20 protein-coding genes are annotated in these 20802 nt (G+C 73.7%); 5 read left to right on the top strand and 15 right to left on the bottom strand.

Annotated features, from left to right (window positions below; genetic code table 11):
• On the bottom strand, positions 1 to 171 hold a 171-nt coding region (locus tag SNE206_RS11925), incomplete at its 3' end, for an acyl-CoA dehydrogenase family protein (RefSeq protein WP_407913271.1).
• Positions 172 to 291: 120 nt separating this feature from the next.
• On the bottom strand, positions 292 to 1455 hold the full coding sequence (locus tag SNE206_RS11920; protein WP_407913262.1) for an LCP family protein: 1164 nt from the start codon (positions 1453 to 1455) through the stop codon (positions 292 to 294).
• A gap of 161 nt (positions 1456 to 1616) precedes the next feature.
• On the opposite strand from SNE206_RS11920, the gene SNE206_RS11915 reads away from it, so the two are divergent.
• Complete coding sequence (locus SNE206_RS11915) at positions 1617 to 2960, top strand: UDP-glucose dehydrogenase family protein (RefSeq protein ID WP_407913261.1); 1344 nt, start codon at positions 1617 to 1619, stop codon at positions 2958 to 2960.
• A gap of 28 nt (positions 2961 to 2988) precedes the next feature.
• Positions 2989 to 3396 (top strand): CoA-binding protein, encoded by a 408-nt coding sequence (locus SNE206_RS11910; protein WP_407913260.1) that lies wholly within the window; start codon positions 2989 to 2991, stop codon positions 3394 to 3396.
• Between the two features lie 48 nt (positions 3397 to 3444).
• Here SNE206_RS11910 and SNE206_RS11905 read toward each other — a convergent pair whose 3' ends face one another.
• The 3 genes from SNE206_RS11905 to SNE206_RS11895 are packed head-to-tail and all read right to left on the bottom strand — an operon-like array spanning position 3445 to position 6438.
• Positions 3445 to 4635: a dipeptidase gene (locus SNE206_RS11905; RefSeq protein ID WP_407913259.1), complete on the bottom strand. Its 1191-nt coding sequence runs from the start codon at positions 4633 to 4635 to the stop codon at positions 3445 to 3447.
• 37 nt (positions 4636 to 4672) lie between these two features.
• Positions 4673 to 5197, bottom strand: a complete 525-nt coding sequence (gene purE, locus SNE206_RS11900; RefSeq protein WP_407913258.1) for a 5-(carboxyamino)imidazole ribonucleotide mutase — start codon at positions 5195 to 5197, stop codon at positions 4673 to 4675.
• Positions 5194 to 6438 (bottom strand): 5-(carboxyamino)imidazole ribonucleotide synthase, encoded by a 1245-nt coding sequence (locus SNE206_RS11895; protein WP_407913257.1) that lies wholly within the window; start codon positions 6436 to 6438, stop codon positions 5194 to 5196. Before SNE206_RS11895 ends, purE begins: the two co-directional genes overlap by 4 nt.
• Before the next feature lie 123 nt (positions 6439 to 6561).
• Between SNE206_RS11895 and SNE206_RS11890 the strand changes: the two genes are divergently transcribed.
• A complete protein-coding gene (locus SNE206_RS11890; protein WP_407913256.1) occupies positions 6562 to 7095 on the top strand; it encodes a GtrA family protein in 534 nt (177 codons plus the stop codon).
• Between the two features lie 57 nt (positions 7096 to 7152).
• On the opposite strand, the gene SNE206_RS11885 is transcribed toward SNE206_RS11890, so the two are convergent.
• On the bottom strand, positions 7153 to 8397 hold the full coding sequence (locus SNE206_RS11885) for an ATP-binding protein (protein ID WP_407913255.1): 1245 nt from the start codon (positions 8395 to 8397) through the stop codon (positions 7153 to 7155).
• Between the two features lie 18 nt (positions 8398 to 8415).
• Positions 8416 to 9090: a response regulator transcription factor gene (locus SNE206_RS11880; protein WP_405013041.1), complete on the bottom strand. Its 675-nt coding sequence runs from the start codon at positions 9088 to 9090 to the stop codon at positions 8416 to 8418.
• 328 nt (positions 9091 to 9418) lie between these two features.
• Here SNE206_RS11880 and SNE206_RS11875 point away from each other — a divergent pair, with 328 nt between their 5' ends.
• Entirely contained in the window at positions 9419 to 11257 is a 1839-nt protein-coding gene (locus SNE206_RS11875; RefSeq protein ID WP_407913254.1) for an oligopeptide:H+ symporter, read from the top strand.
• Here SNE206_RS11875 and hutI read toward each other — a convergent pair.
• From hutI to hutU, 4 genes are all read right to left on the bottom strand, one after another.
• Complete coding sequence (hutI, locus tag SNE206_RS11870; RefSeq protein ID WP_407913253.1) at positions 11197 to 12363, bottom strand: imidazolonepropionase; 1167 nt, start codon at positions 12361 to 12363, stop codon at positions 11197 to 11199. The genes SNE206_RS11875 and hutI overlap by 61 nt on opposite strands.
• A 75-nt stretch (positions 12364 to 12438) precedes the next feature.
• Entirely contained in the window at positions 12439 to 13791 is a 1353-nt protein-coding gene (locus SNE206_RS11865) for a formimidoylglutamate deiminase (RefSeq protein ID WP_407913252.1), read from the bottom strand.
• On the bottom strand, positions 13779 to 14966 hold the full coding sequence (locus tag SNE206_RS11860) for an allantoate amidohydrolase (protein ID WP_407913270.1): 1188 nt from the start codon (positions 14964 to 14966) through the stop codon (positions 13779 to 13781). Before SNE206_RS11860 ends, SNE206_RS11865 begins: the two co-directional genes overlap by 13 nt.
• Positions 14967 to 14977: 11 nt before the next feature.
• On the bottom strand, positions 14978 to 16633 hold the full coding sequence (hutU, locus tag SNE206_RS11855) for a urocanate hydratase (protein WP_407913269.1): 1656 nt from the start codon (positions 16631 to 16633) through the stop codon (positions 14978 to 14980).
• A gap of 220 nt (positions 16634 to 16853) precedes the next feature.
• On the opposite strand from hutU, the gene SNE206_RS11850 reads away from it, so the two are divergent.
• Positions 16854 to 17336 (top strand): hypothetical protein, encoded by a 483-nt coding sequence (locus SNE206_RS11850; RefSeq protein WP_407913251.1) that lies wholly within the window; start codon positions 16854 to 16856, stop codon positions 17334 to 17336.
• Positions 17337 to 17470: 134 nt separating this feature from the next.
• Here SNE206_RS11850 and SNE206_RS11845 read toward each other — a convergent pair whose 3' ends face one another.
• The 4 genes from SNE206_RS11845 to SNE206_RS11830 all read right to left on the bottom strand — a co-directional run bounded on the left by SNE206_RS11845 (position 17471) and on the right by SNE206_RS11830 (position 20638).
• On the bottom strand, positions 17471 to 18085 hold the full coding sequence (locus tag SNE206_RS11845; protein WP_407913250.1) for a CE1759 family FMN reductase: 615 nt from the start codon (positions 18083 to 18085) through the stop codon (positions 17471 to 17473).
• Entirely contained in the window at positions 18082 to 19179 is a 1098-nt protein-coding gene (locus SNE206_RS11840) for an LLM class flavin-dependent oxidoreductase (protein ID WP_407913249.1), read from the bottom strand. Before SNE206_RS11840 ends, SNE206_RS11845 begins: the two co-directional genes overlap by 4 nt.
• A gap of 124 nt (positions 19180 to 19303) precedes the next feature.
• A complete protein-coding gene (locus SNE206_RS11835) occupies positions 19304 to 19666 on the bottom strand; it encodes a hypothetical protein (RefSeq protein WP_407913248.1) in 363 nt (120 codons plus the stop codon).
• Positions 19667 to 19765: 99 nt separating this feature from the next.
• Positions 19766 to 20638: a MurR/RpiR family transcriptional regulator gene (locus SNE206_RS11830; protein ID WP_407913247.1), complete on the bottom strand. Its 873-nt coding sequence runs from the start codon at positions 20636 to 20638 to the stop codon at positions 19766 to 19768.
• Positions 20639 to 20802: the final 164 nt, after the last annotated feature.

Here is a 20802-nt window from a genome sequence, read left to right as displayed (position 1 = left end):
GTTGGCCTGCAGGGCGTCGAGCGCCTCCTGCGGGAAACGGCCCTGCTCGTCGACCTCGGCCGCGTACGGGGCGATCTTGGCCTCGGCCAGCGAACGGATCGCGTCCCGGAGCATGTCGTGCTCCTCGCTCAGCCGGAAGAGGTCGAAATCCGCCTCGGAGTTGCCAGCCATGTGCCTCGCCCCTTGACCTGTTAGTTACTGTTAAGTAGCAGTGTTGGTCCTCATTCTAGGCGTGTCACCCGCGCTCCCCGCACCGTGACATGCATGACACCGGGTGCCACGCCGCACCGGTCAGCTCACGCTCTCGCCCAGGGTGTCGCTGGTGGTGCCGTGCTCGGCCAGGTAGGCGGTCATCCGGTCGGTGCGGACGGCCTCCCAGAGGGTCTTCGCGGCCGCCCGGTCGAGCAGCACCACCGACTGCCCGTCGATCGAGTCGAAGCCGCCGAACGGCGCGTTCATGAAGCGCACACCGTCCGGCCGCAGCCCGCGCAGGCTCCAGGCGAGGTCGTACAGGTCGGTGTTGCTCAGCCGGTCGTCCACGCTCATCACGTCGCCGACGGCCTTCAGCAGGCCGGTCAGCCGGGCCGGGTTCCCCAGGGTGCCCGCGTCCATGGTCTGGATCATCAGGGCGCGGAGGAAGTTCTGCTGGCGCTTGCTGCGGTCGAGGTCGCCGTTGGGCAGGCCGTACCGCTCCCGCACGTAGAGCAGCGCCTGCTCGCCGCTCATGTGGTGGGTGCCCGCATCCCACTGCCGGGCCTCGCCCCGGCCCTCGATGGTCCGCGGAATGGTGATGTCGACCCCGCCGACCGCGTCCGTCAGCGCGCGGAAGCCGTTCCAGTCGATCACCGCGACATGGTCGATCCGCACCCCGGTGAGGTTCTGCACCGTCTCCACCATCAGCGCCGGGCCGCCCCACGAGTACGCCGCGTTGATCTTCGCCTTGCCGTGGCCCGGCACGTCGACCCAGGTGTCGCGGGCGATCGAGACGAGCGCCGCGCTCTTCCGGTCGGCGGAGATGTGCAGCAGCATCATCGTGTCGCTGCGCTGCGCGCCGGCCTTCCAGGCGGGCGCCGCGGCGGCCGCGCCGGTGGTGGCCACGTCGGAGCGGGCGTCCAGGCCGACCAGCAGGAAGGTCGTGCCGGAGTTGGGCACCGCCTGCGGCTGCCGGTCCGCGGGCGCCGTGGGGAAGGCGCCCGGGATGCGGTCCACCGACGACGCGTAGTGGTCCACCGTCCAGTACGCCGCCCCCGTGCCGCCTGCCACCAGGGCGAACAGCACGGCCAGCGTCCACACCAGCACCCGGCGGGTGCGCCGCCTCCGGCGCACCTCGCCCCCGCCGCCGTCCGGCACCCCGGCGGCGTCCCCCTCCGGGGCCCCGTCCCCGGGAGCGCGGTCGAACAGACTCAGCGACTCCGGGCGGTCCGCCGCGGCTTCCTCGCGCTCCCCTGGCACCATGGGCGCATTCTGCCGCCCGGCGCGCCCCGGCGGGAGTGGTCGCGCCATCGGCAACCGGGCCGTTATCCGCCGGTTCGCAGGGCCTCCGGGCCCGGATACCATCGGTGCCTGCGACAGCCACCCGACCGGGGCGGCCGGCAAACCGACTGAAGGGGACGCACGTGGCCCTCCGCATCACGGTGATCGGCACCGGCTACCTCGGCGCGACGCACGCCGCCTGCATGGCGGAGCTCGGCTTCGAGGTGCTCGGCCTGGACATCGACCCGGAGAAGATAGCGTCGCTCGCCGCGGGCCGCGTCCCCATGTACGAGCCCGGCCTGGCCGACCTGCTCGTCAAGCACGTGGCAGGTCACGAGGGCTCGACCGGACGGCTGCGCTTCACCACCTCCTGGGAGGAGGTGGCCGAGTTCGGCGACGTCCACTTCCTCTGCACCAACACCCCGCAGAAGAAGGGCGAGTTCGCGGCCGACATGAGCTACGTCGACAGCGCGCTCGACTCGCTCGCCGTGCACCTGCACCGGCCCGCCCTGGTCGTCGGCAAGTCCACCGTGCCGGTCGGCAGCGCGAGCCGCCTCGCCGAGCGCCTCGCCGCGCTCGCCCCCGTCGGCGCGCAGGCCGAACTCGCCTGGAACCCCGAGTTCCTGCGCGAGGGCTACGCCGTCGGCGACACCCTGCACCCCGACCGGCTCGTCGTCGGCGTGCGCAGCGAGCGCGCCGAGCAGCTGCTGCGGGAGGTGTACGCCACGCCGGTCGCCGAGGGCGTGCCCTTCGTGGTCACCGACTTCCCGACCGCCGAGCTCGTCAAGGCGGCCGCCAACTCCTTCCTCGCCACCAAGATCTCCTTCATCAACGCGATGGCGGAGGTCTGCGAGTCGGCCGGCGCCGACGTCGTGGAGCTCTCCCGGGCGCTCTCCTTCGACCCGCGGATCGGCGGCAGGTTCCTCAACGCCGGGCTGGGCTTCGGCGGCGGCTGTCTGCCCAAGGACATCCGCGCCTTCATGGCGCGCGCCGGCGAGCTGGGCGCCGACCAGGCGCTGACCTTCCTGCGCGAGGTCGACTCCATCAACATGCGCCGCCGCTCCCGCATGGTGGAGCTGGCCCGCGAGCAGTGCGGGGGCGGCTTCCTCGGCCGGCGGGTCGCCGTGCTGGGCGCCGCGTTCAAGCCCAACTCGGACGACATCCGCGACTCCCCCGCCCTGAACGTCGCCGGGCAGATCCAGCTGCAGGGCGCCCAGGTCACCGTCTACGACCCCAAGGCCGTGGACAACGCCCGCAAGATGTTCCCCGGCCTGTCCTACGCGGACTCCGCCCTGGAGGCCGTCGTCGGGGCGCACGTGGTGCTGCACCTGACGGAGTGGCAGGAGTTCCGCGAGCTCGACCCCGCCGAGGTCGGCGCACTCGTCGCCGACCGCCGCATCATCGACGGCCGCAACGTGCTCGACCGCGCCGCCTGGCGGGCCGCCGGGTGGACGTACCGCGCCATGGGCCGGCCCGGCACGGAATGACCGCGCCCGCTGCCCTGTTGTCCCCGGCATGACGTACGGAGACGACGCGACGGTCCGCAGGATCCTCCGGGAGACGGGCGACACCTGGGCGGTGGTCGGCCTGTCGACCAACACCGCCCGGGCGGCGTACGGCGTGGCCCGGGTGCTGCAGCAGGCGGGCAAGCGGGTGGTGCCGGTGCACCCGAAGGCCGAGTCCGTGCTCGGCGAGCAGGGCTACGCCACGCTCGCCGACATCCCGTTCCCGGTCGACGTGGTCGACGTCTTCGTCAACTCCGGCCTGGCCGGCGAGGTCGCCGACCAGGCCGTCGCGGTGGGCGCCCGGGCCGTCTGGTTCCAGCTGGACGTCGTCGACGAGGCCGCCTACGCCCGCACCACCGGCGCCGGGCTCGCCATGGTCATGGACCGCTGCCCGGCGATCGAGCTGCCGCGGCTCTGACCGCGGGCGCCCGGCGCGCGGACACGCCGGCGCCGGGCAGGCCGGGCGTCAGCCGTCGAGGCCCGCGAGGGTGGCGATCGACGCCGGGCGCTCCGCCCGCAGGCGCGCGGCGACCCCCTCCGCGTCGCGCAGCACCCGCACCGCGTTGTGCCAGGCCAGCTTGGAGACGTCGGCCTCCGACCAGGCCCGGCCGAGGAGTTCGGCGATGAGGTGCGGATATCCGGAGACGTCGTCCAGGCCGGCCGGGACGAACGCGGTGCCGTCGTAGTCGCCGCCGATGCCGATGTGGTCGATGCCCGCGACCTCGCGCATGTGGTCCAGGTGGTCGGCGACGGTCGCCGCGGTCGCCACCGGCCGGGGGTGCCCGGCCTCGTACGCGCGCTGGCACTCCATCGCCGCGGGGGTGGTCTCCAGCGGGTGGAAGCCGTGCGCGCGCATGTTCCCGTCCGCGGCGAGCGTCCACTCGATGGCCGCGGGCAGGACGAACTTCGGCACGAACGTCGCCATCGCCAGGCCGCCGTTGGCGGGCAGCTGCGCGAGGACGTCGTCCGGGATGTTGCGCGGGTGGTCGCAGACGGCGCGCGCCGAGGAGTGCGAGAAGACGACCGGCGCCTCCGAGACGCGCAGTGCGGCCCGCATGGTGTCGGCGGAGACGTGCGAGAGGTCGACGAGCATGCCGAGCCGGTTCATCTCCCGCACGACCTCCTCGCCGAAGGCCGTCAGGCCGCCCGCGGCGGGCTCGTCGGTGGCGGAGTCCGCCCACGGCACGTTGTCGTTGTGGGTGAGCGTCAGGTACCGCACGCCCAGGGTGTGCAGGGCCCGCAGGGTGGCCAGCGAGGAGTCGATGGAGTGGCCGCCCTCGGCGCCCATCAGCGAGGCGATCCGGCCCTCGGCGCGGGCCGCCTCCATGTCGTCGGCGGTCAGGGCGAGGCGCAGCACGTCCGGGTAGCGCGCGGTGAGCGCGTGCACGAAGTCGATCTGCTCCAGGGTCGCGCTGACCGCGTGGTCGCCCGCCCAGTCGCTGCGCACGTACACCGACCAGAACTGCGCGCCGACCCCGCCCGCGCGCAGGCGGGCGAGGTCGGTGTGCAGGCGGCCGCTCTGGTCGGCCGCGAGGTCGATCGCGTCGAGGTCGTAGCCGGCCTGGGCGCGCATCGCCCAGGGGAGGTCGTTGTGCCCGTCGACCACCGGGGTCTCGCGGAGGACGGCGCGGGCACGGTCGAGCAGCTCAGGGGTCATGGGGCCACCGTAACCAGCGGCCCGCGCGGGGCGCCGCCTAGTTGCCGAAGCCGAAGGAGGCCGCACCGGCGACCTTGGCGCGCAGCTTCTTGCCCTTCTCGGTGGCCTGGGCGTTCAGCTCGGCCTGGAACTCGGCCATCCGCTCGGCGATCTCGGTGTCGAACGCGGCCAGCATCCGGACGGCCAGCAGGCCGGCGTTGCGGGCGCCCGCGACCGAGACGGTCGCCACGGGCACGCCGGCCGGCATCTGCACGATCGACATCAGGCTGTCCATGCCGTCGAGGTAGCGCAGCGGCACCGGGACGCCGATGACCGGCAGCGGGGTGACCGAGGCCAGCATGCCGGGCAGGTGGGCGGCGCCGCCCGCACCGGCGATGATCGACTTCAGGCCGCGGGCGTGCGCCTGCTCGCCGTACGCGATCATCTCGCGCGGCATGCGGTGCGCGGAGACGACGTCCACCTCGTAGGGGACCTCGAACTCGTCGAGCGCCTGCGCGGCGGCCTCCATCACGGGCCAGTCGGAGTCGGAGCCCATCACGATGCCGACAACGGGGTTGGTCATTCGGTGATCGTTCCTCGCAGGTAGGCGGCCGCGTGGCGGGCGCGCTCGCGGACGTCGTCGAGGTCGTCCCCGACGACGTTGACGTGGCCGACCTTGCGGCCGGGCTTGACGTCCTTCCCGTACATGTGGATCTTCAGGCTCGGGTCGCGGGCCATGCAGTGCAGGAAGGCGTGGTACATGTCCGGGTAGTCCCCGCCGAGCACGTTGACCATGACCGTCCACGGTGCGCGGGGACGGGGGTCGCCGAGCGGCAGGTCGAGGACGGCCCGCAGGTGGTTCTCGAACTGCGAGGTGACCGCGCCGTCCTGCGACCAGTGGCCGGAGTTGTGCGGCCGCATGGCCAGCTCGTTGACGAGGATGCGGCCGTCGCGGGTCTGGAACAGCTCCACCGCGAGGTGGCCGGTGATGCCGAGGTCGCCGGCGATGCGCAGCGCGAGCTGCTGGGCCTCGGCCGCGAGCTCCGGGTCGAGGTTGGGCGCGGGCGCCGTGACCTCGGCGCAGACGCCGTTCTCCTGGACGCTCTCCACCACCGGGTAGGCCACGGCCTGGCCGCTGGGCGAGCGCACGACGTTCGCGGCGAGTTCGCGCAGGAAGTCGACCTTCTCCTCGGCGAGCACGGGCACCCCGGCGAGGAACGGCGCGTGCGCCTCCTGCTCGTCGCCGACGACCCACACGCCCTTGCCGTCGTAGCCGCCGCGGACGGTCTTCAGCACCACCGGGTAGCCGTCGCCCTCGGCGGCGAACGCCGTCACGTCGGCCGGGTCGGCGACGATCCGGTGGCGCGGGCAGGGCACGCCGATCCCGTCGAGCTTCGCCCGCATGACGCCCTTGTCCTGGGCGTTGACCAGCGCCTCCGGCCCGGGGCGGACGGCGATGCCGTCGGCCTCCAGGGCGCGCAGGTGCTCGGTGGGGACGTGCTCGTGGTCGAAGGTCACCACGTCGCAGCCGGCGGCGAAGCGGCGCAGCGTCTCCAGGTCCCGGTAGTCACCGAGGACGACGTCGGAGACCACCTGGGCCGCGGAGTCCTGGGGGGTGTCGGCCAGCAGCCTGAGACGGATGCCGAGCGGGATGCCCGCCTGGTGCGCCATGCGTGCCAGCTGCCCGCCGCCGATCACGCCCACCACTGGAAATTTTGCGTTGCCCGCGAAAGTCACGCTGCCCAGGATATCCGGGCCGGTGGGAGCCGGTGCACGGCAGGGCCGGGGGCCGGAGGCCCCGGGACCGGGCGCCGATCGCCTCATGGAGACCGAGTAGCCTGGGTTGCCGGTGCCTTAGCCGTGCATGTGCGTACACGAGGCGCCCGTTCGCGCTGCGCCCGCGCGGGCACCTGCCGTCCGCCCGTACGTCACTCAGGAGACACCCGGATGACCAAGACCTCCGCGACCCCGTCGTCGCTTTTGCAGCGGCTCGACGGCATCTCGGCCGAGGTGATCCGGTTCGGCGTGGTGGGGCTGGGCGGTTTCGCCGTCAACTTCGTCGTCTTCTGGATCTGCATCAACGGCTTCGGCCTGGCCTCGCTGCGGTCGAACATCGCGGCGACCCTGGTGGCCATCGCCACCAACTACCTCGGCTACCGCTACTGGCTCTACAAGGACCGCGACGCGGCCTCCCGCCGGCGGGAGATCACGCTGTTCCTGGTCTTCAGCGGCGCCGGCATGCTGATCGAGACCGGCGTGCTGGCCGTCTCGGTGTACGTGCTCGGGCTGGACACGCACCTGGAGCAGATCGCCGCCAAGCTGGCGGGCCTGGCCGGGGGCACGGTCTTCCGCTTCGTCTCCTACCGTACCTGGGTGTTCAAGGCCGTGCCGGAGCCGGTGGCCGTGCCCGCGCCCGCGGTGGTGGCCGAGGCCGAGGCCGAACTGATGCTGGCGGCCGAGGAGCCTCAGTACGTGAAGTAGCCGCAGTACGTGAAGCAGGGGCGCCCCTCCCCGGTCCCCTCCCCCGCCTCCGGCGCTCTACCCGTCCGTCCGGCCGCCGCCGAGGAAGAGCGCGAACACCGGGGGCCGGAGCGACAGCAGTTCGAGCCGTGCACCGTCGGCCTCGGCGAGGTCGCGGGCGACCGCCAGGCCGATGCCGGTGGAGTTGCGGCCGCTGACCGCGCGTTCGAAGACCCGGTTGCCGAGCTCCGGGGGCACGCCGGCGCCCTCGTCCTGCACCTCGGTGACGACCGAGGAGCCGGTGCGGCGGACCCGCACCGTGATGTCGCCGCCGCCGTGCATGAGCGAGTTCTCGATGAGGGTCGCGAGCACCTGCGCCACCGTGCCGGGGGTGCCGAGCACCCTGGCCCCGCGCAGCCCTTCGAGGTGCAGGTGCCGGCCGTCGGCGCGCAGCGGGGCGCTCCACTCCTCGACCTGCTGCTTGATGACCTCGTCGAGGTCGAAGGGCACGGCGGTCGGGCTGGTGGGGTCGCGCTGGTTGGTGAGCAGCCGCTGGACGACGTCGGTGAGCCGTTCGACCTGCTGGAGGGCGATCGTGGCCTCCTCCTTGACGGTGCCGGGCTCCTCGGCGAGCGCGGTGATCTCCTCCAGCCGCATCGACAGTGCGGTGAGCGGGGTGCGGAGCTGGTGGGAGGCGTCGGCGGCGAGCCGGCGCTCGGCGGTGAGCATCCGGGCGATGCGCACCGCGCTGACGTCCAGCACCTCGGCGATCCGGTCGAGCTCGGGCACGCCGTAGCGGCGGTCGCGCGGGCGGGGGTCGCCGGAGCCGAGGCGTTCGGCGGTCTCGGCGAGTTCGGTGAGCGGCCGGGCGAGGCGCTTGGCCTGCCAGACGGCGAGTGCCACCGCGGCCTGGACGGCGAGCAGTGCGACGACCCCGAGCAGCAGCAGCATGTTGCCGATCTCGTGGTCGACGTCCTTGCGGGACTGCTGCACGCTGACGGTCTCGCCGCTGGTGCCCTTCTCGGTGGCGCCGATCGCGGGCCCGTCGACGGGGGTGCCGACGGTGATCAGCTGCTGGCCGGGGATGTCGACGGTGACGTACGAGCCGGGGCTGACCTGGGCGGCGAACTTCTCCCCGGTCACCGGCTCGCCGGCGGCCAGCCGGCTCTCGACCAGGCCGAGGACCCGGACGGCCGCGGCGTCGGTCCGGCCCTCGGCGGCGCTGACGATGCTCTGCTTCTCGATCAGCGCGAGCGGGACGCAGAACACCACGACCACCACCAGGACGACGCCCAGCAGCGAGTTGATCATTCTGCGCTTCACGCCGGGGGACGCCTTCGGTCAGTTCTTCTCGAAGCGGAAGCCGACACCGCGCACGGTGGCGATGTACCGCGGGTTGGCGGCGTCGTCGCCGAGCTTCTTGCGCAGCCACGAGATGTGCATGTCGAGGGTCTTGGTGGAGGTCCACCAGGTGGTGTCCCAGACCTGGCGCATGATCTCCTCGCGGGTGACGACCCGGCCGGCGTCGCGCACCAGCACGCGCAGCAGCTCGAACTCCTTCGCGGAGAGCGTGAGCTCGTCCTCGCCGAGCCAGGCGCGGTGCGACTCGATGTCGATCTTGACGCCGTGCGCCCCGGTGGTGAGCTGGTCGACGTTGCCGCGGCGGAGCAGCGCCCGGACGCGGGCGAGCAGCTCGGCGAGGCGGAAGGGCTTGGTGACGTAGTCGTCGGCACCGGCGTCGAGGCCCACCACGGTGTCGACCTCGTCGGCGCGGGCGGTGAGCACGAGGACGGGGCAGCTGCGGCCGTCGGCGCGCAGCCGGCGGCAGACCTCCAGCCCGTCCATCTCCGGGAGGCCGAGGTCGAGGACGACGAGGTCGACCTCCTCCGTCAGGCCCGCCGCCAGCGCGGCCGGCCCGTCCTCGCGGACGAGCACCTCGTATCCCTCGCGTCGGAGGGCGCGGGCCAGCGGTTCGGAGATTGCCGGGTCGTCCTCGGCCAGCAGCACACAGGTCATGGGGTGATGGTAGTCCGCCGCGGATGATCACCGAGGCTGTGAACTACTTCACAGCGGGTCACCGGCGAACCGGGGAGTGTCATGCCCGCGACGAGATGACCACATGGAGGCCACGACCGGAGATCTTGAACTTCGATCTTTAAAACGAAGGAGATTTTACTGAAAAGCCATGGAATGACATGCTAGAGCTGGGAGAAGCATCACTCGGACATGACGGACAACGCCACATTTGTCAGCTCATGTCATGTTCTCTTCCCCGTACAGTGGTCCGGTCCCCGTCCGCCGACACCCACGAGGCGGACGAAGTCAGGCAAGGAACCCACCACACATGGCGACTACCACCCTGGACGCCGGCGCACGGCCGGCACCTCCCCGTGGCAAGACCTTCCTCGGGCACCCCCGCGGGCTCGCCACCCTCTTCATGACCGAGATGTGGGAGCGCTTCAGCTTCTACGGCATGCGCGCCCTGCTGGTGCTCTACATGACGGCCGCCACCACCGAGGGCGGCCTGGGCATGAAGATCGCCGTGGCGACGGCGGTGTACAGCGTCTACAACGCGATGGTCTACCTGCTGGCACTGCCCGGCGGCTGGATCGCGGACCGCTTCCTCGGCGCCCGGAAGACCGTGGCCCTCGGCGGCGTGATCATCATGATCGGCCACTTCGCGCTGGCCGTACCGGCGACCGCCTCGTTCTTCGCCGGCCTCGGCTTCATCGCGCTCGGTTCCGGCCTGCTCAAGGCCAACATCTCGACGATGGTCGGCCACCTGTACGACGGCCCGAACGACCCCCGTCGCGACGGCGGCTTCACCATCTTCTACATGGGCATCAACCTCGGTGCCTTCGCCGCCCCGCTGGTCATCGGCACCGTCGGCCAGAGCGTCGACTGGCACCTGGGCTTCGCCCTCGCCGGCGTCGGCATGGCGCTGGGCCTCGGCCAGTTCCTGCTCGGCACCCGCCACCTCTCCGCCACCAGCGACGTGGTCAGCTCCCCGATGCCCGCCGCCGAGAAGCGCGCGGCGTTCCGCAAGGCGGGCCTGTGGCTGGCCGTCGCGGCGGTCTTCTACACCGTCGTCGTGCTGAGCGGCCGCTTCACCATCGACTGGGCGATCTGGCCGCTGTCGATCGCGGGCATCGCCATCCCGGTCTTCGTCTTCGCCCGGGTGAAGCGCGACAAGGACCTCGACGCCGCCGAGCAGTCCCGGATGAGCGGCTACATCTGGTTCTTCGTGGCCGCCGCCGTGTTCTGGATGATCTACGACCAGTCCGGCTCGACGCTGAGCGTCTTCGCCGACGACAGCACCGCCTCCACGCTGTTCGGCTTCGCGTTCCCGTCCAGCTGGTTCCAGTCGCTGAACCCGCTCTACATCATGGCGCTGGCCCCTGTCTTCGCCTGGCTCTGGGTGGCGCTCTCGCGCCGCGCCAAGAACCCCAGCACCACGATGAAGTTCGCCTTCGGCCTGCTGATGATCGGCGCCTCGTTCCTCGTCATGATGCTGGCGATGGCCGCGGCCTCCGGCGGCGCGAAGGTCACCCCGCTGTGGCTGGCGATGGTCTACCTCGTCCAGACCGTCGGCGAGCTGACCCTCTCCCCGGTCGGCCTCTCCGTCACCACCAAGCTGGCCCCGGCGAAGTACGCCAGCCAGATGATGGGCGTCTGGTTCCTCGCCGTCACCGCCGGCGACTGCGTGGCCGCGCTCGTCCAGCTGGTGCTGGGCGACGCCACCGGCAGCACCTGGTACTTCGCCGTCCAGGGCCTCGCCGCGATCGTGGCCGGCCTCGCGCTCGCGATGTACCGCAGGAAGGTCGTCCGCCGCCGGGGCGCCGGGCCCGGCCCCCGGCCGCCCCCGCGGCGGCGCGGCGGCCCGGCACGGCGATCCCGTGCGGGCCGCCGCGTCCGCGCACCCCGCCGACCGGCGGGGGCCCGGGTGCCCGCGGACCCGCCGACCGGCGGTAGCGGGCAGCGAACGGCGCCCGGAAGACTGGGGACACCACCCGGGCACAACCCGGCAGAGCAGCGAGGGAGGGCGCGGACCGCGCCCTCCCTCTTCCTCTGCCCGGCGCACTTCCCGGGCGCGTGCGCTTCCCGCGAGGGCGTTCCCGGCCGTCAGACCTCGCGGACGCCCGCCCGCCACACCGCGGCCGTCAGCGGCACGCCCGGCCGGTAGGCGAGGTGCACGTGGGAGGGCGCGTCCAGCAGCAGCAGGTCGGCCCGGGCCCCCACCGCGACCCGGCCCACGTCGGTGCGCCGCAGGGCGCGGGCCCCGACGGCGGTCGCCGCGTGGACGGCCTCGTCCGGCGTCATGCCCATCTCGCGGACGGCGACGGCGATGCAGAAGGCCATCGAGCTGGTGAAGCTGGAGCCGGGGTTGCAGTCGGTGGAGAGCGCGACGGCGGCGCCCGCGTCGAGCAGCCGGCGGGCGTCCGGGTAGGGCGCCCGGGTGGAGAACTCCGCGCCGGGCAGCAGGGTGGCGACCGTCTCCGAGCCGGCGAGCGCCGCGACGTCCGCGTCGGTCAGGTGGGTGCAGTGGTCGGCGGAGGCCGCGCCGAGCTCCACCGCGAGCTGCACGCCCGGACCGTGGCCCAGCTGGTTGGCGTGCACCCTCGGCACCAGGCCGCGGGCCGCGCCGGCGGTGAGCACGGCGCGGGCCTGGTCGCCGTCGAAGGCGCCGCGCTCGCAGAAGACGTCCACCCAGCGGGCGTGCGGGGCGCAGGCGTCCAGCATCGGGCCGGTGACGAGGTCGACGTACCCGGCCGGGTCGTCCGCGTACTCGGGGGCGACGACGTGCGCGCCGAGGTACGTCGTCTCGGGGGTGTGCGCGGCGGCGATCCGCAGGGCCCGCGCCTCGTCGTCGACGGTCAGGCCGTAGCCGGACTTGCACTCGATCGTGGTGGTGCCCTGCCGCAGCGCCTCGCCGACGAACCGGGCGAGGTTGGCGTCGAGTTCGGCGTCGGTGGCGGCCCGGGTCGCGGCGACGGTGGTCCGGATGCCCCCGGCGGTGTAGGCCCGGCCGGACATCCGGGCGTTGAACTCCGCGGTGCGGTCGCCCGCGAAGACCAGGTGGGCGTGCGAGTCGACGAAGCCCGGCAGCACCGCCCGGCCCGCCGCGTCGACGCGGTCGTCGGCCGGCGGCGCGGCGGCGGCCGGGCCGACCCAGGCGATCCGTCCGCCGTCGACGACGACGGCCGCGCCGGCGAGCACGCCGAGCGGGCCGGGGCCGTGCGCGGGGTCGTTGGTGACGAGGCTGCCGATGCCGGTGATGAGGGTGCTCACGGGTGTCCTTCCGCTCCCCGGGGGAGCTCTGGTCGGCGGTGGCTCCGGGCCGCGGGGCCCTTCGCCGCGGGAGCGCTACGCGCCGAGGGCGGCGATCGTGGTGCGGAGGGCCGTCGCGACGTCCGGGACGAGCTGGTGCTCGCCGTCCCGCACGATGTGCCGGCCGCCGACCACCACGTGCCGGACGTCGGCCGCGGACGCCGCGAAGACCGCGGTCTCCGCGCCGAGCTGCGGGCCGGGGCCGGCGGTGCGGACGGTGTCGAGGGCGACGGCGGTGAAGTCGGCCAGCGCCCCGGCCTCGATCCGGCCCGCCTCGGGCCAGCCGAGCGAGGCGTGGCCGTCCTCGCCGCCGGCGCGCAGCAGGGCGTGGGCCGTCCAGTGGCCGCGGGTGCGGGCACGCAGCCGCTCGTTCAGCTCCAGCGCGCGGGCCTCCTCGAACGGGTCGATCACCGCGTGGCTGTCGCTGCCGAGGCTGATCGGGCAGCCGGAGCTCGCGAGACGGCGGGCCGGGCCGATGCCGTCGGCGAGGTCGCGTTCGGTCGTGGGGCACATGCAGACGGTCGTCGAGGAGTCGCCGAGCAGCCGGACGTCCTCGTCGGTGAGGTGGGTGGCGTGCACCGCGGAGGTGCGCGGGCCGAGCACCCCGCGGTCGGCGAGCAGCCGGGTCGGGGTGACGCCGTGCGCGGTGAGGCAGGCGTCGTTCTCGGCGGTCTGCTCGGAGAGGTGCACGTGCAGCGGGGCCCTGCGCATGGCGGCCCAGTGCGCGACCGTGCCGAGCTGGTCGGCGGGCACGGCGCGCACCGAGTGCACGGCCGCGCCGATCCGGGCGTGGCCGGTGTCCTTGAGGGCCTCGGCGCGGGCGGCCCACGCGTCGGCGTCGCCGTCGCCGAACCGCAGCTGCGGCTTGGTGAGGTCGGCGCCGAAGCCGGCGGAGAGGTAGCAGGTGTCGAGCAGGGTGATGCGGATGCCGGCGCGGGCCGCGGCCTCGACGAGGGCGTGGCCCATCGCGTTGGGGTCCGTGTAGCGGGCGCCGCCGGGGGCGTGGTGCAGGTAGTGGAACTCGCCGACGGCGGTGATGCCGGCGAGGGCCATCTCCGCGTACACGGCGGTGGCGAGCGCGAGGTAGCTGTCCGGGTCGAGGGCCCCGGCGAAGCGGTACATGGTGTCGCGCCAGGTCCAGAAGGTGCCGGAGCCGACCTGGACGGTGCCGCGCAGCGCCCGGTGGAAGGCGTGCGAGTGGGCGTTGGCCCGGCCCGGCAGCAGCAGGCCGCCGAGGCGGACGGCGCCGGGCGGGCAGGGCCCGCTGTCGGGGGCGACGTGGGCGATCCGGCCGCCCGGTCCGACGGTGACGAGCACGTCGCGCTCGACCACCGGGCCGTTCGCGTGCGGCAGCCAGGCGTGCTCCGCCCAGTACGTCAGCCCTGACATGCGAGGTCCTCCAGTACGTCGGCGAGGGCGGTCACGCCCGCCAGGCAGTCCGCCGCCTCGGCGTGCTCGGCCGGGGAGTGCGAGATCCCGGTCGGGTTCCGCACGAACAGCATGGCGGTCGGGACGGCCGATGCGAGGATCCCGGCGTCGTGTCCCGCGCCGGTCGGCAGCACGGGCACCCCGCCGAGGGTGCGGGCGAGCCGGTCGCGCAGCGGGCCGTCGAAGTCGACGACCGGCGTGTACGACTCGCGGGTGAGCTCGACCCGGACGCCGTCGCGCCCGCCGCGCTCGGCCGCGGCCTGCCGGACCTCCTCGACGACGCGTTCCAGGGTGGCCTCGTCGGCGGCCCGGGAGTCGAGCCAGCCGCGCACCAGGGAGGCGACGGCGTTGGTGCCGTTGGGCTCGACCGCGACCTTGCCGAAGGTGGCGAGCGCCCCCGCGAGCCGGGCCTTCTTGCGGGCCGCGAGCACGGTGGTGGCGTAGGTGAGCATCGGGTCGCGGCGGTCCTCGATGCGGGTGGTGCCCGCGTGGTTGGCCTCGCCGTGGAAGTCGAACCGCCAGCGGCCGTGCGGCCAGATCGCGGAGGCGACGCCGACGGGCTGCCGCTCGGTGAGGAAGCGGCCCTGCTCGACGTGCAGTTCGACGAACGCGCCGATGCGGCCGAGGCGTTCGTGGTCGGTGCCGATCGCGGCCGGGTCGTGGCCGGCCTTCTCCATGGCGTCGGGCAGCCGGGTGCCGTCGGCGTCGCGCAGCGCGTACGCCTGCTCGGGCGTCAGCACGCCGGCGGTGAGCCGGGAGCCGATGCAGGCGACGCCGAAGCGGGCGCCCTCCTCGTCGCCGAAGTTGACGATCGCCAGCGGGCGGGTGAACTCCACCCCGCGGGAGCGGAGTTCGTCGAGGGCGGCGAAGGCGGAGACCACGCCGAGCGGGCCGTCGAAGGCACCGCCGTCCGGGACGGAGTCGAGGTGCGAGCCCGTGACGACGGCGTCGCCGGCCTGCGGGTCGCCGAGCCAGGCCCACTGGTTGCCGTTGCGGTCGGTCTCGTACGCGAGGCCGCGCCGCTCGGCCTGCTCGCGGAACCACGCGCGGCACTCCGCGTCGGCGGCCGTCCAGGCGAAGCGGCGGTAGCCGCCGGAGGCGGCGGAGCGGCCCACGGGGAGCAGCTCCGCCCACATCGCTTCGAAGGTCACGACTCACCCATCGGGACGCGCACACCGCGCTCGGCGGCGACCTCGGTGGCGCGGTCGTAGCCGGCGTCGACGTGCCGGACGACGCCCATGCCGGGGTCGTTGGTGAGCACCCGGCGGATCTTCTCGCCGGCCAGCGCGGTGCCGTCGGCGACGGTGACCTGTCCGGCGTGGAGGGAGCGGCCGATGCCGACGCCGCCGCCGTGGTGGATGGAGACCCAGGAGGCGCCGGAGGCGACGTTGACCATGGCGTTGAGCAGCGGCCAGTCGGCGATGGCGTCGGAGCCGTCGAGCATGGCCTCGGTCTCGCGGTACGGGGAGGCCACGGAGCCGCAGTCGAGGTGGTCGCGGCCGATGACGATCGGCGCGGCGAGTTCGCCGGAGGCGACCATGTCGTTGAAGCGCTCGCCGGCCTTGTCGCGCTCGCCGTAGCCGAGCCAGCAGATGCGGGCGGGCAGGCCCTGGAAGTGCACCTTCTCCTGGGCCAGCTTGATCCAGCGGTGCAGCGACTCGTTCTCCGGGAAGAGGTCGAGCACGGCCCTGTCGGTCTTGGCGATGTCCTGCGGGTCGCCGGAGAGCGCGGCCCAGCGGAACGGGCCCTTGCCCTCGCAGAACAGCGGGCGGATGTACGCCGGGACGAAGCCGGGGAAGGCGAACGCCCGGTCGTAGCCGGCGAGCCGGGCCTCGCCGCGGATGGAGTTGCCGTAGTCGAAGACCTCGGCGCCGCGGTCCTGGAAGCCGACCATCGCCTCGACGTGACGGGCCATCGACTCGCGGGAGCGCTCGGTGAACTCGGCGGGCTTCTCGGCCGCGTACGACGCCATGTCCTCGAAGGCGACGCCGACGGGGAGGTAGGAGAGCGGGTCGTGGGCGCTGGTCTGGTCGGTGACGATGTCGATCGGGGCGTCCATGGCGAGCAGCTGCGGGACGAGCTCGGCGGCGTTGCCGAGCAGGCCGACGGAGAGCGGCTGCTTCCTGTCCCGTGCGGCGGTGGCGAGTTCGAGGGCGTGGGCGAGGTCCTTCGCCTCGACGTCCAGGTAGCGGTGCTCGATCCGGCGGGAGATCCGGGAGGGGTCGCAGTCGATGCAGATCGCGACGCCGCCGTTCATCGTGACGGCGAGCGGCTGGGCACCGCCCATGCCGCCGAGGCCCGCGGTGAGGGTGATCGTGCCGGCGAGGGTGCCCCGGAACTTCTTCTCCGCGACGGCGGCGAAGGTCTCGTAGGTGCCCTGGAGGATGCCCTGGGTGCCGATGTAGATCCAGGAGCCGGCGGTCATCTGGCCGTACATGGTGAGGCCGAGGGACTCCAGCCGGCGGAACTCCTCCCAGTTCGCCCAGTCGCCGACGAGGTTGGAGTTGGCGATGAGCACGCGCGGCGCCCACTCGTGGGTCTGCATCACGCCGACCGGCCGGCCGGACTGCACGAGCATGGTCTCGTCCTGCTTGAGCGTCTGCAGGGTGCGGACCATGGCGTCGTACGAGCGCCAGTCGCGGGCGGCCTTGCCGGTGCCGCCGTAGACGACGAGCTTGGAGGGGTGCTCGGCGACCTCGGGGTCGAGGTTGTTCATGAGCATCCGCAGGGCGGCCTCCTGCTGCCAGCCCTGCGCGGTCAGCTTCGTGCCGCGTGCCGCGCGAACCTCGCGCGGGCCGCTCACCTGGTCCACCATGCCACCGGCCTCCTTGCGGATGAATTCATTCAGACTTTCCAGGACTGAATATATCCAGACAACACGTCCGCCGCCAGGGCTGCCCCGCGCGCCGCCCGTCGGCCGCCGCTCCGCCCGGGTGCTCCGGAGCCCGCCCGCGCGCCCCCCGAAGCCGCCCGGATCGTCGGACCCGCGTCATAGGCTGGGACCGACCACGAGGAGAGCGGTGGTGGCGATTCCCTACATGTCCCAGGGCCAGGATCCCGTCGGATGGGTGACCGAGGCCTACCCGCGGCCCCTGCGGTACGCCCTCTCCCGGCGCGGCGGCGTCCCGCACACCGTGCGGACCGTGATCGCGGGGCAGCTGCGCGTCCGGACCGCCGATCAGCTGCGCGAGCGGATCGAACGGCGGTGGTTCGGCGGCTTCGCCCACCTGCCCGCACCCGAGCTCCTGGAGCGCGCCGACGACATCGCGATGCAGCTCGTCGGCGCACCCGGCTGCGAGGTGTCGCTGCGCTGCGAAGACGGCTGGCTGCTCGACCAGGACGCCAACTGCATGTGGTGCCGGCCGAGCCGGACCGAGTTCCACATGCGGGACGAGGACCTCACCGACGGCCGCCGCTCGTCCGCCGAGACGGTGGCCCGGATGGCCGCCGAGATCCGCACCTCGATGCGGACCAACCGCCGGTACCCGAACGGCCCGCGGCGCTGACCCGTACGGCCGCGGGCGGGCGGCGGCGCTCACCGTACGGCCGCCGGCGGACGGCGGACACGGCAGAGGCGGGCGGCGGAGCCCCCACCGGCTCCGCCGCCCGCCGTTCCGTGCCGCCCGCCGCCCGAGGGCGGTCAGGCCGCGTTCAGTGCCGCCAGCTGCTCGGCGAACGGCACCAGCTCCGGCTCGCCCCGCCCGCGGGCCGGGCGGCCCGCCAGCGCGTCGGCGAGCTCGCCCGCGGCGCGGGAGATCCGCGGCCCCAGTCCTTCCGCGTCCCCGCCCGGGCCCCAGTCCTCCGAGGCCGCGAAGACGGCGGTCGGGACGACGGCGGCCCGCAGGTAGGCGAAGAGCGGACGTACGGCGTGCTCCAGCGCGAGGGAGTGGCGGGCGGTGCCGCCGGTCGCGGCGATCAGCACCGGGGTGCCGGTGAGCGCGTCGCGGTCGAGGACGTCGAAGAACGACTTGAAGAGGCCGCTGTAGGAGGCGCTGAAGATCGGCGTGACGGCGATCAGGCCGTCCGCCGCCGCGACCGCGTCGAGGGCCGCCCGCAGCTTCGGCCCGGCGAACCCGGTGACGAGGTTGTGTGCGATCTCGGTGGCCAGGTCGCGCAGCTCGATCACCTCGACCGTGGTGCGGTCGCCCGCCCTCCCGGCCACCTCGCCGGCCAGCCGGTCGGCGAGCAGCCGGGTGGAGGATGGCTGCGAGACGCCTGCGGAGACGGCGACCAGCCTGCGTACGGACGGTGTCACTTGACGGCCTCCTGTTCGACGGCGGTGCGGTGGGCGAGCAGCGACGCGTGGGTCGGCGCGTCGGGGACGGCGACCGGACGGTTGCGCGCGAACTCCTTGCGCAGCACGGGCACGACCTCCTCGCCGAGCAGGTCGAGCTGCTCCAGGACGGTCTTCAGCGGCAGGCCGGCGTGGTCGACGAGGAAGAGCTGCCGCTGGTAGTCGCCGAAGGTCTCGCGGAAGGTGAGGGTCTTCTCGATGACCTCCTGCGGGCTGCCGACGGTGAGCGGGGTCTGCTCGGTGAACTCCTCCAGGGACGGCCCGTGGCCGTAGACGGGCGCGTTGTCGAAGTACGGGCGGAACTCGCGGACGGCGTCCTGGGAGTTGCGGCGCATGAAGAGCTGCCCGCCGAGGCCGACGATCGCCTGCTCGGGGGTGCCGTGGCCGTAGTGCGCGTAGCGGGTGCGGTAGAGGTCGACGAGCTTCTGGAAGTGCTCCTTGGGCCAGAAGATGTGGTTGGCGAAGAAGCCGTCGCCGTAGTACGCGGCCTGCTCGGCGATCTCGGGCGACCGGATCGAGCCGTGCCAGACGAACGGCGGGACGCCGTCGAGCGGACGGGGCGTGGCCGTGAAGCCCTGGAGCGGGGTGCGGAAGCGGCCCTGCCAGTCGACGGTCTCCTCGCGCCAGAGCTTGTGGAGGAGGGCGTAGTTCTCGACCGCCAGCGGGATGCCCTGCCGGATGTCCTGGCCGAACCACGGGTAGACGGGGCCGGTGTTGCCGCGGCCGAGCATGAGGTCGACGCGGCCGTCGGCGAGGTGCTGGAGGGTGGCGTAGTCCTCGGCGATCTTCACCGGGTCGTTGGTGGTGATCAGCGTGGTCGAGGTGGAGAGGAGCAGCCGCTCGGTGCGGGCCGCGATGTGGCCGAGCAGGGTGGTGGGCGAGGACGGTACGAACGGCGGGTTGTGGTGCTCGCCGGTCGCGAAGACGTCGAGGCCGACCTCCTCGGCCTTCAGGGCGATGGCCACCGTCGCCTTGATCCGCTCGTGCTCGGTCGGGGCCCGGCCGGTGGTCGGATCCACGGTGACGTCGCCGACGGTGAAGATCCCGAACTGCATGGTGCTCGCCCTCCAGATCGTTCAGATTTCAACTACGTGCGTCTGAACACCCCCCTCGGCGCACCTATTCCCCGCCGGCCCCGGCACCGGCCGACACCACCGGGCGCACCCGCCCCGCCGCGGTTCAGGCCGCGGCGCCGCCGTCCCAGTCGATGCCGAGGCCGGCCAGCCAGGCGCGGTCCGCGGCGTCCGGGGCGGCCCCCGCGTCGGGCGCGGTGCCGGCCCCCGCGTCGGACGCCTTCTGCGGATCGGTCCGCGGGCGGGACGGCGGCCGGGGGATCTCCTGCACCGGCCCGAGCCCGTACCGCTCCACCGCCTCCGCCGACGCGGCCGACGGGCCCTGCTCCGTCACCCCGATGTGCACGGCGCTCTCGTCCCCCGCGTCGAGCACGGTGAGCCGGGGGTCCGGCGGCGGGCGCAGCGCGATCCGCCGCCCACAGGTCGGGCAGGACCACTCGTCGGCGCCGTCGGCCAGCCGTGCGGTCATTCTCATCTGGTGGATCACCCGCATGTCGGTCACCCCCGTCCGGCCCGGCACCGGGCCCCGAGGAGGGGATGCCCGTTCCGGGGCGCGGGGCAACCTGGCCTACTCCAGGAAGAGTCCGCGGGCCGCCGCCGACTGCTCGTTGGCCTCCAGCCGGGCCTCCGCGCCGGGGAGTTCGTCGCACATCGTCTGCAGCAGCACCCGGCCCAGCATCATCGGCGCGCACGCCGTGTCGAAGACGAGCCCGGTGCCGACCGCGGCCGGCAGCATCAGGTCGGACAGCCGGGCGACCGGCGCGAACGCGCTGTCGGCGACCGTCACCACCGTCAGGCCGCACGCCCGGGCGGCCGCCAGGGCGTCCATCAGCTCCCGCGGGTAGCGCGGCAGGGCGAAGCAGGCCAGCGCGGTGGCACCGGCGGCCGCGGCCTGCTCGATCCGGTCGGCGAGCATCGAGCCGCCCTCGTCGAGCAGCCGGACGTCCGGGTGCACCTTCGCCGCGAAGTACGCGAAGCCGTGCGCCTGGGCGGAGGCGGCCCGCAGGCCCAGCACCGGCAGCGGCCGCGAGGCGGCGAGCAGCCGGGCGGCGCGCACGATCGGCTCCGGGTCGGCGAGCAGGTCGGCGAGGTGGCGCAGGTGCTCGATCTCGGCGAGGACGGCCTGCTGGTGCTCGTTGCGGACCGCTTCCGCCGGGGTCTCCGCGGACGGGCCGGACTCGCCCGCCCCCAGCTCGCGCAGCCGCTTGCGCAGCGCCGGGTAGCCGTCGTAGCCGAGGGCGACGGCGAAGCGCGTCACGGACGGCTGGCTGACCCCGGCCAGTTCGGCGACCTCGACGCTCGACAGGAACGGCGCCTCCGCGGCGTGCCGGACGAGCGAGTGGGCGATCCGCCGCTGGGTGGGCGTCAGCCGGTGCCCCTCGAAGAGCTGGAGGAGTCGGGCGGAGGGTCCGGCGGTGCCGGTCTCGTCCAGGGCTGTCATCAGCGGTACCTCCGAGCTCGTGAGCGGCGCGCACCGTTGGCGACGGCGGCTTGGACGACTGTCGCGCAGTCCCGCCATGCGGGCAATGCCGTTTCGCGGAGCGGGACGGCCCGGACGGCGGGACGGCCCGGACGCGGGGCCGCGCCTCCCGCGGCCCGGGCGCG

The sequence above is a fragment of the Kitasatospora sp. NE20-6 genome, from assembly GCF_045862635.1.
Note: the sequence above shows the minus strand (reverse complement) of the source record. Positions and strands in the feature narration are given on the sequence as shown.